This window comes from Mesorhizobium ciceri biovar biserrulae WSM1271 (assembly GCF_000185905.1).
GTDB classification, from domain to species: Bacteria; Pseudomonadota; Alphaproteobacteria; order Rhizobiales; family Rhizobiaceae; genus Mesorhizobium; species Mesorhizobium ciceri.
On sequence record NC_014923.1, the window covers coordinates 5,645,980 to 5,660,966 of the forward strand.

The 14,987-nt window shown below is 60.7% G+C and carries 14 protein-coding genes; 10 read left to right on the top strand and 4 right to left on the bottom strand.

The window, feature by feature from the left end; genetic code table 11:
• Positions 1-2: 2 nt before the first annotated feature.
• Positions 3-917, top strand: coding sequence for a class I SAM-dependent methyltransferase (locus MESCI_RS27340; RefSeq protein WP_013533210.1), 915 nt, complete (start codon positions 3-5; stop codon positions 915-917).
• Between the two features lie 305 nt (positions 918-1,222).
• Positions 1,223-1,399, top strand: coding sequence for a hypothetical protein (locus MESCI_RS32375; RefSeq protein ID WP_013533211.1), 177 nt, complete (start codon positions 1,223-1,225; stop codon positions 1,397-1,399).
• On the opposite strand, the gene MESCI_RS27345 is transcribed toward MESCI_RS32375, so the two are convergent.
• Complete coding sequence (locus MESCI_RS27345; RefSeq protein WP_013533212.1) at positions 1,400-1,963, bottom strand: sigma-70 family RNA polymerase sigma factor; 564 nt, start codon at positions 1,961-1,963, stop codon at positions 1,400-1,402.
• Between the two features lie 291 nt (positions 1,964-2,254).
• On the opposite strand from MESCI_RS27345, the gene katE reads away from it, so the two are divergent.
• Entirely contained in the window at positions 2,255-4,366 is a 2,112-nt protein-coding gene (gene katE / locus MESCI_RS27355) for a catalase (protein WP_013533213.1), read from the top strand.
• 74 nt (positions 4,367-4,440) lie between these two features.
• On the opposite strand, the gene MESCI_RS27360 is transcribed toward katE, so the two are convergent.
• The 3 genes from MESCI_RS27360 to MESCI_RS27370 all read right to left on the bottom strand — a co-directional run bounded on the left by MESCI_RS27360 (position 4,441) and on the right by MESCI_RS27370 (position 7,228).
• Complete coding sequence (locus tag MESCI_RS27360; protein ID WP_013533214.1) at positions 4,441-4,935, bottom strand: hypothetical protein; 495 nt, start codon at positions 4,933-4,935, stop codon at positions 4,441-4,443.
• Between the two features lie 87 nt (positions 4,936-5,022).
• Complete coding sequence (locus MESCI_RS27365) at positions 5,023-6,318, bottom strand: Nramp family divalent metal transporter (RefSeq protein ID WP_013533215.1); 1,296 nt, start codon at positions 6,316-6,318, stop codon at positions 5,023-5,025.
• A gap of 244 nt (positions 6,319-6,562) precedes the next feature.
• A complete protein-coding gene (locus tag MESCI_RS27370) occupies positions 6,563-7,228 on the bottom strand; it encodes a LysE family translocator (RefSeq protein ID WP_245265305.1) in 666 nt (221 codons plus the stop codon).
• Between MESCI_RS27370 and MESCI_RS27375 the strand changes: the two genes are divergently transcribed.
• The 7 genes from MESCI_RS27375 to MESCI_RS27405 all read left to right on the top strand — a co-directional run bounded on the left by MESCI_RS27375 (position 7,197) and on the right by MESCI_RS27405 (position 14,987).
• A complete protein-coding gene (locus tag MESCI_RS27375) occupies positions 7,197-7,352 on the top strand; it encodes a hypothetical protein (protein ID WP_164919970.1) in 156 nt (51 codons plus the stop codon). The two genes, MESCI_RS27370 and MESCI_RS27375, sit on opposite strands and share 32 nt — an antisense overlap.
• Positions 7,353-7,374: 22 nt before the next feature.
• Entirely contained in the window at positions 7,375-8,385 is a 1,011-nt protein-coding gene (locus MESCI_RS27380) for an ATP-dependent DNA ligase (protein WP_013533217.1), read from the top strand.
• Between the two features lie 106 nt (positions 8,386-8,491).
• The gene (locus MESCI_RS27385) at positions 8,492-10,246 is read left to right on the top strand and encodes a thiamine pyrophosphate-dependent enzyme (RefSeq protein WP_013533218.1); all 1,755 of its coding nucleotides are present in this window, start codon (positions 8,492-8,494) and stop codon (positions 10,244-10,246) included.
• A 94-nt stretch (positions 10,247-10,340) separates the two neighbouring features.
• Positions 10,341-11,222, top strand: a complete 882-nt coding sequence (locus MESCI_RS27390) for a cytochrome c oxidase assembly protein (protein ID WP_013533219.1) — start codon at positions 10,341-10,343, stop codon at positions 11,220-11,222.
• Positions 11,223-11,374: 152 nt separating this feature from the next.
• Positions 11,375-12,451 carry a cytochrome c oxidase subunit II gene (gene coxB / locus MESCI_RS27395; RefSeq protein ID WP_164920082.1) on the top strand — a complete coding sequence of 359 codons (1,077 nt, stop codon included), beginning with the start codon at positions 11,375-11,377 and terminating at the stop codon, positions 12,449-12,451.
• Entirely contained in the window at positions 12,448-14,388 is a 1,941-nt protein-coding gene (gene ctaD / locus MESCI_RS27400) for a cytochrome c oxidase subunit I (protein ID WP_013533221.1), read from the top strand. The genes coxB and ctaD overlap by 4 nt, the downstream gene beginning before the upstream one ends.
• Complete coding sequence (locus MESCI_RS27405; protein WP_013533222.1) at positions 14,385-14,987, top strand: cytochrome c oxidase subunit 3; 603 nt, start codon at positions 14,385-14,387, stop codon at positions 14,985-14,987. The genes ctaD and MESCI_RS27405 overlap by 4 nt, the downstream gene beginning before the upstream one ends.

A 14,987-nucleotide genomic window follows, 5' to 3' on the forward strand; every position in this document is an offset into this window, starting at 1 on the left:
CCATGAGTGTAACCGCACCGAAAGGCGCCCAGCGCCGGACATCGGTCAGGCTGGCGGTTGAAGACTGCATGGCCGACGGTATTTGCGCCGAAGGTGTTCTCGTCAGGCTGGCGCTCCACCTGCCGCCCACAATTGGGGCAGCGGAATTGGCGGAGGTCGTGCTGAAAGTCCGTCCGGCGGATACCGGCGACGCGGCAAGATTGCGGAAGGTCGCCGGACTGCTGCGCTGCAAACCAGACGTCTTTGCCATGTTGCGAGCGACGGGCGGCGCCGTTCGCCATGAGCGCAATGAGGACGAGACGAATGCCGATGTCGTCATGCGGCTGGCGTCCAGCTTCGATGCCGCGGCAGCGATTTCGGGAGCCGCGAGTGTCCAACTGGCATCCCTCGGCGATGTGGAAAGGCTCACAGCCACGACCAACGAAATCGTCGCATGGCTGGAAGCCCGAGAATTCACCGGAAGGGAACGGAGCATTCTCGACATCGGTTGCGGCATCGGCCGTTTCGAGCGTGCGCTGTGCAGATCCTTCAAGCGGATGGTCGGTATCGATATATCGTCGCGAATGATCTCCATCGCCTCAGAGCAATGCGCCGCACTCGGCAATGTCGAGTTACGACCAACCTCCGGTCTCGATCTGGCCGATTTCGACGATGCCAGTTTCGATTGCGTGCTGGCGGTCGACAGCTTTCCCTATCTGGTTCTGGCCGGCATGGCAGAGCGGCATTTCGAAGAAATTGCGCGCGTTCTGAAACGGCCGGGCTGGCTCGCCTTGCTGAACTATTCCTATCGCGGATCGCTTTTCTCAGACCGCGACGATATCGGCCGTCTGGCGCAAGCTCATCAATTGCGGGTCCTCATCGACGGTGAGAAGCCGTTTCGATCATGGGATGGCAACGCTTTTTTGCTCGCTCGGTGAGACGGAACATTACAGCACGATGCCAGTTCGGACGTCGAGCAAAGGGCACCAACGAGTGTCCTCGATTCGAAGGAGGAGCGCGGGCTGGACGGCAATCGGATCAAGTCCGAAGGATTACGCCGCTAATCGATTGCCGAAGGACTGAACGCCACCGCGCGGGCCTGTGGTCCGCGGGGCGACCAAGGAGCAAGGAAATAAACCTGTGCAAGGGTCCGCCGGTCAGCTTCTCGGCGGTGGACACAGGCTTGTAATGCCGGGCGCTTATCACCACACTACGATCAAGGGACCGCTATCAAGAGAATGTGATGTCTCGTTCGAGCGACGATACCGCGGATCCGCATGTCGAGATGGCGGTGGATCGGGAGATTGCCTCCCTGCTGGCAGCCATAGAGCAGGAAAAGATTCCGGACCGCCTCACCAAGCTGGCGATCGAATTGCAGAACGCGCTCGTCGAGAAACGTCGGCGCGACGCGAACAACTGACTATCTGCGGCTGTCGACCTCGACGTCGAGCTGACCGTCCGACAGCTGGTTTCTCCTCTCCATCAATGTCTCCAGCGAACTCTCCCCTAGGAGTTCAAGGATGTTGGCGCGCGCACGGTTCAGGCGGCTTTTGACCGTCCCGACCGCGCAACCGCATATATCGGCGGTTTCCTCGTAGCTCACTCCCAAAACGCCGATCAGCATCAGCACCTCGCGTTGGTGTTCAGGCAGTCTTTGAATGGCGCCGTGAACTTCCCTGCTCTGAACAGTCCATTCCTGGGTGGCTTCCGAAATTGGTCTCGAAGAGGCGCAGTCGAGCAGGCCTGGCGCCTCCCGGGCAGCGATCTTGACCCGGGTATAATAGGTGTTGCGCATGATGGTGAAGAGCCACGACTTCATTCGCGTACCGGGTTCGAACTTGTCGATGTTGGCGAGACCCTTGGTCAGTGTCTCCTGCACGAGATCGTCAGCATCGTCGGGGACGCGGCAGAAGGTGCGGGCGAATGCCCGCAGGGCGGGTATCAGGTCAACGATGGAAACTTCATTGGTTTCCTGGTCGGCCAAAAGGCAGCCTCCGGATGACAATGGTCCAGCTCCCAGCAGAAAGAGTGTGTGAACGCAGCCTCAGCTAAATGCATGGAAGTTTGGTTCGTTCCTCTTGCTGGAGACAACTCTTCACAATTCTTCGCGGGCGGAGATGTCTGTCATGCGATCGGCGCATACCATCGCCGCAGCAGCGACGCCTCCTTCGACAGTGGTATCTAACAGCGTCCGCTTTTTTACGGGAACAAAGCCGTTCACCGGCAGTTTGATGGCTTGCCACTTCAACCTTCCAGTATCGATCGAGGACCTGTCATGGCCAAATCCGCTCGCCCCTCCGCTCGCCAATCGGCAAGTGGACTGGATCAGAATAGCGCGCGCGGAAATGGCGGCGAGTTGCACCAGATCGCGGGAGACGACACGCCTGTCCTTACCACGGCGCTCGGAACGCCTGTCTCCGACGACCAAAACACATTGCGGATCGGTGAACGCGGACCATCGCTGATCGAAGACTTTCACTTTCGCGAGAAGATTTTCCACTTCGACCACGAACGCATCCCGGAACGGGTCGTCCATGCCCGCGGCTATGGCGCGCATGGTTATTTCGAGACCTACGACTCACTGGCCAAATACACACGTGCCGACATTTTCCAGCGAGCTGGTGAAAAGACGCCGGCATTCGTTCGTTTCTCGACGGTTGCCGGCAACAAGGGCTCGTTCGATCTCGCCCGCGACGTGCGCGGCTTTGCGGTCAAGCTCTACACCAAGGAAGGCAATTGGGATTTGGTCGGCAACAACATTCCGGTCTTCTTCATCCAGGACGCCATCAAGTTTCCCGATCTGATCCACGCCGCCAAACAGGAGCCCGACCGTGCTTTTCCGCAGGCACAGACGGCGCACGACAATTTCTGGGACTTCATCAGCCTGATGCCGGAATCGATGCACATGGTGATGTGGATCATGTCGGATCGCGCCATCCCGCGTTCCTTCCGCTTCATGCAAGGCTTTGGTGTGCACACGTTCCGCCTCGTCAACGCCAAGGACGAATCCACCTTCGTCAAGTTCATCTGGAAACCCAAGCTCGGCATGCAATCGGTGGTCTGGAACGAGGCGGTCAAGATCAACGGCGCCGATCCCGACTTCCATCGCCGCGATCTGTGGGAGGCCATACAGGCCGGCAATTTCCCGGAATGGGAGTTGACGGTGCAACTGTTCGATCAGGCGTTTGCCGACAGTTTTGACTTCGATATCCTGGACGCAACGAAGATCATTCCCGAAGAGGTTCTCGAACCAATTCCGGTCGGTCGGCTGGTGCTCGACCGGATGCCGGATAATTTCTTCGCCGAGACCGAGCAGGTTGCATTCATGACGCAGAATGTGCCGCCCGGAATCGATTTCTCCAACGATCCGCTTCTGCAGGGCCGCAACTTCTCCTATCTCGATACCCAATTGAAACGACTGGGCAGCCCGAACTTTACCCATCTGCCGATCAATGCACCGAAGTGCCCGTTCGCCCATTTTCAACAGGACGGGCACATGGCCATGCGCAATCCGGCCGGTCGCGCCAACTATGAACCGAACTCATGGGGACTGGGACCGCGCGAGGATCCGCAGCGTGGCTTCCGTTCTTTCTCCGATGCCGAAGAAGGGCAGAAAGTACGTCTGCGCGCGGAGAGCTTCGCCGATCACTACAGCCAGGCCCGGCAATTCTTCAACAGCCAGACACCACCGGAGCAGCGTCACATCGCAATGGCGCTGACGTTTGAACTGAGCAAGGTCCAGGCCCCGGCGATCCGCGAACGCATGGTTTCGCATTTGTTGAACATCGATGAAACGCTGGCGACCACGGTCGCCGACAAGCTCGGCATCCGTGACATGCCCGAACCTGCCGAAGCCGCCGTTCCACCGCGCGATGACTTGCCGCCGTCGCCGGCGCTCAGCATCATCCAAAACGGGCCCGACAGTTTCGAAGGCCGCAAAGTCGGTGTCATGCTCAGCGATGGAGCCGATGTCGCGCTGTTCGAGGAACTTCGTTCCGCCATCGAAGCGGAAGGCGCGGTGATGGAGGTGGTTGCGCCCAAGGTGGGCGGCGTCGAAGCCGCCGACGGCACCCACATCGAAGCAAGGCACATGATCGACGGCGGTCCATCCGTTTTGTTCGACGCGGTAGTGCTGCTCCTCTCCGAGGCGGGCGCCGGGCTACTGGTCAAGGAGGCCGCTGCGAAGGATTTCGTGTCTGATGCGTTTGCGCATTGCAAGTTCATCGGCTTCACCTCCGGGGCCGAGCCGCTCCTGATCAAAGCAGGCGTCGCTCCCGATGCCGATGAGGGGCTGAGGCGGCTGGATTCGGCAGCTTCGGTAGCTGCGTTTGTGCAGTCATGCCGCAAACTGCGGCTCTGGGCGCGGGAGGCGGCTGTCAAACTTTGATGCGATGGCGTCAGCTGTTTCCGTTGGCGCGTCCGCACTCTTTGGTTTGCCGCCAACCCAGCCGGCACCGCGGTCTACGAGCGATCTTCCTTGCTGGACGCTTGTCGCCGCTGCTTCTCCAGGACCTCGTCGGTCCCGACCAGCTTCTTTGCTCCGCCTGAAATGGTCGTGGACACCACCGAAGGCGGATCGCTCGCCGGAAAGGAATCCTCCAACCCCGCCTGCAGTTGGTCCTCGAGCGTGCGTGGTTCTTCGGACCGGCCGGGCGTTCTGCGCGTGTCGATCTTCTCCAGCGACTGTTTCTTTTTCGGCGAATCGTTGGCGTTCCGGACCAGGGCGTAAAGCTGCTCGATCGCGAGTTCCTTGATCGTTTCGAAATCGGCCCGATCGTCCTTGGCAGCCTCGATTTGATCAACCATGGCTTTCTCGAAGCGGTCGAGGCTGTCGCCTCCGCAGGCATGGGAAAGGCGCAATAGGGCTTCGTTCAGCATCAACGGAGCGAAATGTGCTGAAGCTTCAAGCCTGAGTTGCCTTAAACGGTCCGGAGTTGCGGCCTGCAACTTTGACATGGACAACCTCCTTTCTCCCACAAGCGTCTCAACGGGATTTGACCGCCGATGTTCCACCGTGCCTGAACATCTGTCATGCCATGCGAGCTACAAGAACCAGCTTGCCACCAATCCCGCCGACGCCGCAAAAATCGCCAAGGTCGTCACGCCGCCCAGGATGTTCGTGCTTGTGCTGTTGACCTTGTCGCCCATGATCTTGCGATTGTTGGTCATGATGAGGATGAGAAGCAGCAGCGGCGGCGTTGAAAATCCTTGCACGATGCCGGACCAGACGAGAGCTTTCATCGGGTTGAAGCCGAAGAAATTGAGACCCACCGCCACCAGCGTTATGACCCCGATCGCGATGTAGAATTTGGGAGCCTGCCGGGGTTTGGCATGCAGGCTATTCTTCCATCCCATCGCCTGGGCGAAATCGAAAGCAGCGCCAGCGGTCATGATCGGCACGGCCAGGAAGCCGACGCCAATTACACCGGCCGCAAAGAGAATGCCGGCAGCGTCGCCGGCAAGCGGCCGCAGCGCTTCGGCCGCCTGTGCCGCTGTCTCGATCTGCGTGTGTCCGGCCTTGTAGAGCGTCGACCCGGTCGAAAGGATGATAAAATACATGATCAGATTGGAGAACGTCATGCCGATCAGGATATCGCGGCGGGATCGGCGCAGTTCACCCTCGGTGGCGCCTTTGCGCTCTTCGAGGCTCGTTCGACCCTTGGCGATCTCCTCCTCCACCTCCTGATTGGACTGCCACGTGTAAAGGTATGCGGAGAGAGTGGTCCCGACGATGGCGACGAGGATGGACAGGTACTCTCGGCTGAACTCGATTTGTGGCAACAGCGTGCCACGCAGGACGGAAGCGGCATCCGGTTTGGCAAGCACTGCGGAGACCACATAGGCAAGCAGAGCCAGAGCCAGCCACCGGAACACATTTCGGATCAATTTGTACGACCCGAGCACCTGCAGGGCAAAAATGACGACCGCAACGGCAGTGACGACCAACGGAGCAGGCAGCGGAACGAACAGCACAATAGCCGCCGACATGGCGCCAAGGTCGGCGGCTGCCTCGATCGTGTTGCCGATCAGCACGCCCACCAGCACGAACCATAGCAGCCAACGCGGATAGAAGTCCGATATGACCTGGAAAAGCCCGCGACCCGAAACCTGGCCAAGTTTGGATGAAAGGTAGACGACGAGATACATCATCGGCAGCGTGACAGGTGCCGTCCACAGCAGGTCGGGGCCGAACCGCGCTCCGGCGCTTGCGTAGGTACCGATGGCCGAGCAGTCGTCATCGGCCGCGCCGGTGATCAGGCCAAGCCCAAGCGCCCGAACGACGCCGCCCCCTTTTCGCCTGCTTTCCCTTTGGCCAGCATTCTCAGGCGGCTTGTTCATTGAAGGCGCGTCTTTACCGAGGCCACGCAAGAAATCATGACGAACATTCCAATCGGATGGCGATGAAGCGTTGCAGCTGCATTGAGATCGAGGTTCGAACCTCCGGTCAGGTTTTTTGTTCCTGGACACGGTCCCGGCCCGCGACGGCGGCGGAGCCGACGTCAAAGCGAATGCTCCGTTTGCCTGAAGAAGAGAATGCATGTGTCAAAGCCAGTCCTTCAGGCACAAAAGCTATTTCTTGAAGTCAGCGGCTCGTACTGCCGCCGATCACCATCCGCACGCCGAGGCCGATGATGAGACAGCCGGCGAGCCGCTGCTGCCAAAGCCTTGCGCGAGGATGCCGCATGACCCATGCGCCGACCGCGCCCGATGCCAAGGCGTAGGCTCCCAGCACCAGCACACCGGTTATCTTCTGTGTTGCGCCGAGCAGCACCAGTTGCAACGTGACGGAGCCCCTATGCGGGTCGACAAATTGCGGCAGGAACGCAACCATGAACATCAAAGGCCAGGGATTGCTCAGATTGGCGATCATTCCTTCCCGGGCGGCGGCGAGCGGCCGCAGGGCCTTGATGTCACCTGTGGGAATGGTTGCCGAGGCTGAAAGCAGCAGCCGGAAACCCAGCCACATGATATAGGCCGCCCCGGCCCATCGAAGCAGATTGAACGCCACCGGCGAGGCGTGGACAAGCGAAGACAGGCCGAATGCAATCAGCGGAAGCTGCACCAGTCCGGCGCCCAGCGTCATGCCGAGTACCGTGAACAACGCCACGCCGCGCCCGTGTCCGATGCCGCGGGCCATCACCAGCATGCTGTCGGGGCCTGGCGGCACCTGCATCAGAATGACGGTTCCGACAAAAGCTGTCCACAATGAGAGGTCGATGGGCATCTCCTTTCGCGCCGCCGATGACATCAAAGCGGCCAGCCGTCACCGGGTTCCGGCGGCAAATGAAAATGCCATCGTGAAGAACCTCCATGAAACCGTCAGATGGAACGCGGTGCAGTCCTGGAAGTTGAAAAGCCGGAGCCGTTCCTGAACCGGTTTTGGAGGCCTGATCCGTGCATGAACCGACAAACGCCTTCCCGCTCCCGCTGGATACGTCTCCGATGGAGGCCAGGCTTGCCGATGCAATCCCAAGGGATGGGAACCGCTGGCAGTACGAGCCTAAATGGGACGGATTCCGCTGCCTTGCTTTCAAGAGCGACGACACCGTTGACCTGCGCGCCAAATCCGGCAAGCCGCTCGGCCGCTATTTTCCGGAAATCACGGAGATCCTGCGTGACCTCAAGCGCGGGCATTTCGTCATCGACGGCGAGATTGTCATCGAGGTGGACGGTGAGCTTTCCTTCGAGGCGCTGCAGATGCGTCTTCACCCGGCACAAAGCAGAATCCGCAAACTGAGTTCGCAGACGCCTGCCAGTCTGATCCTCTTCGACATGCTTGCCAGGCCGGGCGGCGAGGTCATCACGGGCAAACCACTTGTCGAAAGGCGGCGAGCGATCGAGGACTTCGTGACCTCCTCGAACAGTCCGGATCTTCGCCTGTCGAAGTGCACTTATGATGCAGCGACGGCGGCTCGATGGCTGAACGGGGCCGGCCATGCATCGACCGACGGCATCGTGGCCAAAGTGCTCGACGAGCACTATCTGTGCGGCGAACGTGCGATGGTGAAGGTAAAGCCGAGGCGCACCGCCGATTGCGTTGTCGGCGGTTTCCGCTATCTCGCGGGTAGCCGTGAGGTCGGCTCACTGCTCCTCGGCCTCTACAATGACGACGGCAAGCTCGATCACGTCGGCTTCACGTCGACCATCGCCAGGACCGACAGAGGAGCGCTCACGCGCCGGCTGGAAGGGCTGCGGTCAGAGCCCGGATTCACTGGCAAGGCGCCCGGCGGCCCGAGCCGCTGGAGCACGGAGCGCAGCGGACAATGGGAGCCTTTGGAACCTGAACTGGTGGTGGAGGTCCGCTTCGACCACGTCACCGGCAATCGGTTTCGCCATGGCACCAAACTGCTGCGCTGGCGCCCCGACAAGGCGCCACGGCAATGCACGTTCGAGCAGATCGAATAGACCGCCCCAGGAAGATCGCCCCAGAAACCTGTCACGATTTATTGCGACGAAGGAACCAACTCGGGATTCACCGGTTCGGACACCATCCACCCGGAGCTACCCTGATATGCCGAATGCAGCAGAAATTCTGATCGACACACTCGTCGCCTGGGACGTGGAGGTGGTGTTCGGCTTGCCGGGAGACGGCATAAACGGGGTCATGGAAGCGTTGCGGACGCGGCGCGACAAAATTGCCTTCGTTCAGGTCCGGCATGAAGAGTCGGCTGCCTTCATGGCATGTGCATATGCCAAGTGGACAGGAAAGCTGGGCGTGTGCCTTGCGACGTCCGGCCCCGGCGGAACACATCTTCTGACCGGCCTCTACGACGCCAAGCTCGACCAGGCTCCAGTGCTGGCGATTACGGGCATGCAGTTCCACGATCTGATCGAGACGTTCACGCAACAGGATGTCGATCTGACGCGCGTGTTCAACGATGTCTCCGTTTATAACGCCCATGTTGCCGACGCCGCGCATATGGAAAACGTCGCCAGCCTTGCCTGTCGAACCGCGCTGGCGCGCAAGGGCGTCGCCCATCTTTCGATTGCCAGCGACATCCAGGAGCAGGAGCGTGATCCGTCGAAGCGCTCCAAGCGCAATCGCCCGGCGCACACGCCGCAGGATATGTTCGCCGGTCACAGCGTACCGCTGGACGTTGAGCTCGACAAAGCCGCCGCCATTCTCAATGACGCTTCGCGGGTTGCGATCCTGGCCGGACGCGGCGCCATCGGCGCGGCAGCCGAACTCGAACATACGGCGCGCCTGCTGCAGGCGCCTGTCGCGAAGGCCTTGCTGGGCAAGGCGGTGCTGCCGGACGACCATCCCTACACCACCGGCGGGATCGGCATTCTTGGAACCCTGGCTTCGCAAGAAGCGATGGAGAGCTGTGACGCGGTGCTGATTGTCGGTTCGACCTTCCCCTACATCGAATACTACCCGCAGCCCGGACAGGCCCGTGGCGTCCAGATCGACTGCGATGCGCAACGGATCGGCTTGCGCTTTCCGGTCGAGGCCGGCCTCGTCGGCGACGCGGCCGAGACATTGCGCGCGCTCAACCAGCGCCTGACGCAAAAGCCCTCGGATGAATTCCTGCGCCGTTCCCAGGAGACCATGAGAAAATGGCGCGAGATGATGCGGCAGTCGGAAGACATGCAGGCGCAACCATTGAAGCCACAAGCTATTGCCCGGGCTTTCGGACAAAGATTGGCCGACGACACAGTGCTGGCCACGGATTCCGGTCAGAATACGGAGCTGGCCGCCCGCCATGTCGATCTTCGCAGCGGCCAGGCATTTGGGGTGTCCGGATCACTGGCGTCGATGGCTTGCGGTCTGGCCTACGCCATCGCTGCCGGCATAGCGTTTCCCGGTCGACCGATTGCCGCCATCGTCGGCGATGGCGGCTTTGCCATGCAGCTCGGCGAATTCTCGACGGCGGTGCGCTACAAGATCCCGCTCAAGGTTCTGGTGATCAAGAACAACATGCTCAATCAGATCGCCTGGGAGCAGATGATGTTTCTGGGCAACCCGCAATTCGGTTGCGAATTGCAGCCGATCGATTTTGCCAAGGCGGCAGAAGCAATGGGCGCAAAGGGTTTTCGCATCGAGCGGCCCGATCAGATCGAGACGGTTCTCGACCAGGCTTTCGCCACGCAAAGCCCTGTCGTGATCGAAGCGCTGGTAGATGCCTATGAGCCGCTGATGCCGCCCAAAATGCCGGCAGACTACGCCAAGAACTTCCGCCAGGCCCTGCCGCGGACGCCGGGACACGAACGCATAGAAGAAAATATCGCCCGTGAGCCGGCGAAATCGATGATGGATGCCTAGAGGCGGCGCAGGGAGGTGGAACAGCGCGCCTCAGTGGCTTCATTCTGAATCTTTCCAGATGAACCCGCGCTCTTCCGGGTGACGGATGCGGATCATGAGCTTCGACGCGCTCTTTTCGACCTCGATTTGCTATGGCAACGGCGCTCCGCAGGCTGGTTGGACTCTGGCGCTACCCATCACATTGCCACTGGCGGCAATCCTTTTGCTGTATGTTGCCGGCGCTGGCCGGCTGTGGCGACGGAGCGGACGTGGACGTCGCTTGCGATCCCGGCAGGCCTTGCTGTTTGCTGCCGGCTGGTCCGTCCTGGCGTTCGCCCTTGTAAGCCCGATCCATGCATTGGGCGAACATGTGTTTGCGGCGCACATGATCGAGCACGAATTGCTGATGGCGGTCGCAGCGCCTCTGCTGGTTGCCTCCCGCCCGACGGCGGCGATGATGTGGGCCCTGCCGGTACAGCTGCGCCAGATATTCGGAGCGGCCGGACATGCAAATGCGCTTCGGGCGGTCTGGGCGTTCATCAGCCGTCCTGTGGTCGCGACCGTCCTGCACGGAGCCGCGATATGGATCTGGCATGTCCCGGCGCTGTTCGAGGCTGCCCTCCAGCAGGGCTTCCTGCATTATGCCCAGCACGCGAGTTTCCTCGGTACCGGGCTTTTGTTCTGGTGGGTGCTGCTGCCTCGCCTTGGCCGCGAGCAGGCTTGCGGCAATGCCGTGATGCATCTTTTCTTCACCTCCCTCCACACCGGGCTGCTCGGGGTGTTGCTCGTCGTCTCGCCCAGGCTGTGGTATCCGGATAATGCGATCGGCTCGGATTTATGGGGGCTCAACCCGCTCGAGGACCAGCAACTTGCAGGCTTGATCATGTGGATTCCCGCCGGCCTGATCTATGGCGGAGCCGCACTGCTCCTGGTCGCTTTCTGGATTCAAACGAGCAGTCGGCAGCAACAGGCTTTCCAGCAGTTGCGCATCGTCTAACCCGCACCGCTTCGCGTCGGTTTTCAGCCGGGCGGTGTTGCCAAGCATCCTTTTTCAGTCAGCCGCGTTATGGCCTTGGCAACGATGGTGGATCCTTCATGGCGAGGTGCATGAGTCCGTTGGCCAGCTCTCGCAGGCTGACACGACCGCGAATGTCGCTTGCCCCCACATGTCCTAGGCAAATCTTGCCTGGCACCGTTCAGGGAACGGCCGCGCAACGGCGTTTGAGGGCGATCAGCGCAGCGCCGATATTGGCCTTGGCAGGATGCGGCGACAAGCAATCGGCCCTCCATGCACACGGTGCGAATGCCCGGAGAATCCTTGATCTGATCTGGTCTTTCAGCGCAATCGCAGTGGCCACGTGGCTGCTTGTCATGTTGATCCTGGCGGCAGCGCTTTTGCGTCGTCGCCTGTCCGAGACAACGCGCTCGCCGCTCGAGATCGATTCTCGTCAGGAGCGCCGATTTGCCCGCGCTGTCGGCAGCGCCATTGCGTTGACCGTTCTGGTGCTCGTCATGATGACGATAGCGAGTTTTTTCGCTGGCAAATCCATTGCTTCGCTGAGCGGAACGGAAACGCTTGCCGTGCGCATCACCGGGCACCAATGGTGGTGGGAGGTTCGGTATCCCGGAGATGATCGGTCCCAATCGATCGTCACGGCAAATGAAATCCATGTGCCGGTTGGCGAACCGGTCAAGGTCGAACTCGATTCGCTCGATGTCATTCATAGCTTCTGGGTGCCGAACCTTGCCGGCAAGCGCGATCTCATTCCGGGCCGGCCGAGTGAGCTCACACTCATCGCCGATAAGCCCGGCATCTATCGTGGCCAGTGTGCCGAATTCTGCGGCTATCAGCACGCCCATATGGCCATCACCGTCATCGCGGAAAGCCACGAAGCGTTCGAAGCATGGCAATCCAGGCAAAACGCCGTCGCATCCGCGCCTGGCGGCGACGAAGAGCGCCGCGGCCAACAGGCATTTCTGTCCACCGGCTGTGCGCTCTGCCACACGATAAGAGGCACGCCTGCCAGCGGAACGGTGGGACCTGACCTAACTCATCTCGCCAGCCGACGCGCACTGGCCGCGGATACGCTCGCCATGACCCCTGGCGCGCTCGCCGCCTGGATCGCCGATCCACAGTCGATAAAGCCCGGCGCCAAGATGCCGCGCATTGCCCTTAGCGCCGACGATCTCAACGCGGTCGTCACCTATCTCGGAAGCCTCGAATGAGTGGCCTTGCGGGAAAGCCGGCCGAGCACACTCAGGAGGCCCTGAAAGGCATCCGTGACACCGGTCTCGAAGAGGTGAGACTGCGCGCCTTTCTGGCGCATGCCTGGCGAACGCCGAAAGGCTTCTACGGCTGGCTGGTCACGGTCGATCACAAGCTGATCGGACGGCGCTATATCGTGACGGCTTTCCTGTTTCTCATCCTTGCGGGTCTGTCAGCGCTCGCCATGCGCTTCCAGCTTGCCCAGCCTGAGGCCGGCCATATCGGTCCCGATCTCTACAACCAGCTGTTCACCATGCACGGCACGACGATGATGTTTCTGTTTGCCGTGCCGGTGATGGAAGCTTTCGCCATTTACCTGGTGCCGCTGATGATCGGCACTCGCAATGTCGCCTTTCCGCGGCTCAATGCATTCAGCTACTGGGTCTATCTTTCCGGCGGGCTGATGATCTGGATCGCCTTCGCCTTCGAAACCGGTGCGGATGCCGGCTGGTTTTCCTATGTGCCGCTCGCCGGACCCGAATATGGCATCGGCAAGCGCCCCGATTTCTGGGCGCAGATGGTGACCTACACCGAAGTGTCCGCCCTCGCGGTAGCGGTCGAGATCATCGCGACAGTTTTCAAACAACGTGCCCCCGGCATGTCGCTCGACCGCATCCCGCTCTATGTCTGGTCCGTCCTCGTTACGGCTTTCGTCATCCTGTTCGCCATGCCGGCCGTGATGGTCTCGAGCACAATGCTGATCCTCGACCGCCTGGTCGGCACAAAATTTTTCGACCCCGCAGCAGGCGGCGATGCACTGCTGTGGCAGCATCTGTTCTGGTTCTTCGGCCATCCCGAGGTCTATATCATCTTCATTCCGGCGACCGGCTTCGTTTCCGCGATCCTGCCGACCTTCGTTCGCCGCCCGGTGTTCGGCTATCTCGGGATCGTGCTGTCGTTGATCGCGATCGGTTTTCTTTCCTTCGGCCTGTGGGTGCACCACATGTTCGCTACCGGCCTGCCGCAACTCGGCGAGAGCTTCTTCACCGCTTCCTCGATGATGATCGCCATTCCGAGCGGCGTTCAGATCTTCTGCTGGATTGCGACGATCTGGGGCGGCCGGCCGATCTTCGCCACGCCCATGCTTTTCGTTCTCGGCTTCATCTTCACCTTTGTGATCGGCGGCCTGACCGGCGTCATGGTCGCCTCGGTGCCGCTCGACCTGCAGGTGCACGACACCTATTTCGTGGTTGCCCATTTCCATTATGTGCTGGTCGGGGGCGCCGTCTTCCCCCTGCTCGGCGCCGTTTATTACTGGTTTCCCAAGATCACCGGACGCATGCTGTCCGAGAGGCTCGGCCGCTGGAATTTCTGGCTGGTCTTCCTCGGGTTCAATCTCACCTTCTTCCCCATGCATATTCTCGGTCTGCAAGGCATGCCGCGCCGCGTTTATACGTATCCGCCGGCGAGCGGCTGGGGCGAGATGAACCTCTTCATCAGCCTCTCTTCGCTGGTGGTGTTCGCGGGCTTCGCGCTTTTCTTCCTGAATCTCTTTCTCAGCCTCCGCAACGGCCGCATTGCAGGAGGCAATCCCTGGGGCGCGAGCACGCTCGAATGGGCGACGACGTCGCCGCCGCCCTCCTACGATTTTTCGCGGCTGCCCGTGGTAACTCACCGCGAACCGCTTTGGGCCGAGCCCGATGTGCTCCCAGTGGTCGAAGGTCTGCGTGTCGACGCCCGCGAGGTGCTCGCCGGCACGGTCGCCGATGCGATGCCGCAAGTAAGGGTACCATCGGCTGACAACTCGATCTGGCCGTTGCTGTCGGCCATCGCAGTCGGCGGCGCATTTCTCGGTTCGATATACACGCCGTGGGCGGTGGTCTGGGGAGCGATCCCGGTTTCGATCGGCTTCATCTGCTGGTTCTGGCCGAAAGGCGAACCGGAGGACGAGGAATGAGGCACCGCCCCGTCGCCGACGTCAGTCACCTGCCCACATACGATTTCGGGTCAGCGAGCCCGATGTGGTGGGGAACCCTTGCCTTCATTGCCCTCGAGGCAACCGGTTTTGCCTTGGCGATAGGCACTTACTTCTATCTGGCCGTGCTGGCCCGGCATTGGCCCATTGGGGCCCCTGCGCCAGATCTGCTGCCGGGGACGGCAGTACTGGTTATTCTGGTTGCGAGCGTCGTGCCCAACCACATGATCGAGGTTTGGGCACGTCGCCAGGACCTGGCGAAAGTTCGCCTTGGCATGGTCGTCATGTCGATCGTCGGCATTCTTCCGCTGATCGTTCGCATCTGGGAATTTCCGGCTCTGCGGATTTCCTGGGATCAGAACGCTTACGGATCGATCGTCTGGTTCCTGCTCGGGCTGCATACGACGCATCTCCTTACCGATGTCGGCGACACGATCGTCCTGGCGGTTCTCATGTTCACGCAAAAAGGCAAGGCAGGCCGCCGCTTCAGCGACGTCTCGGACAACGCCTTCTACTGGGACTTCGTCGTCGTCTCATGGGTCGTGCTCTATCTTGTTATCTATTGGGCTCCGAGGATGTGA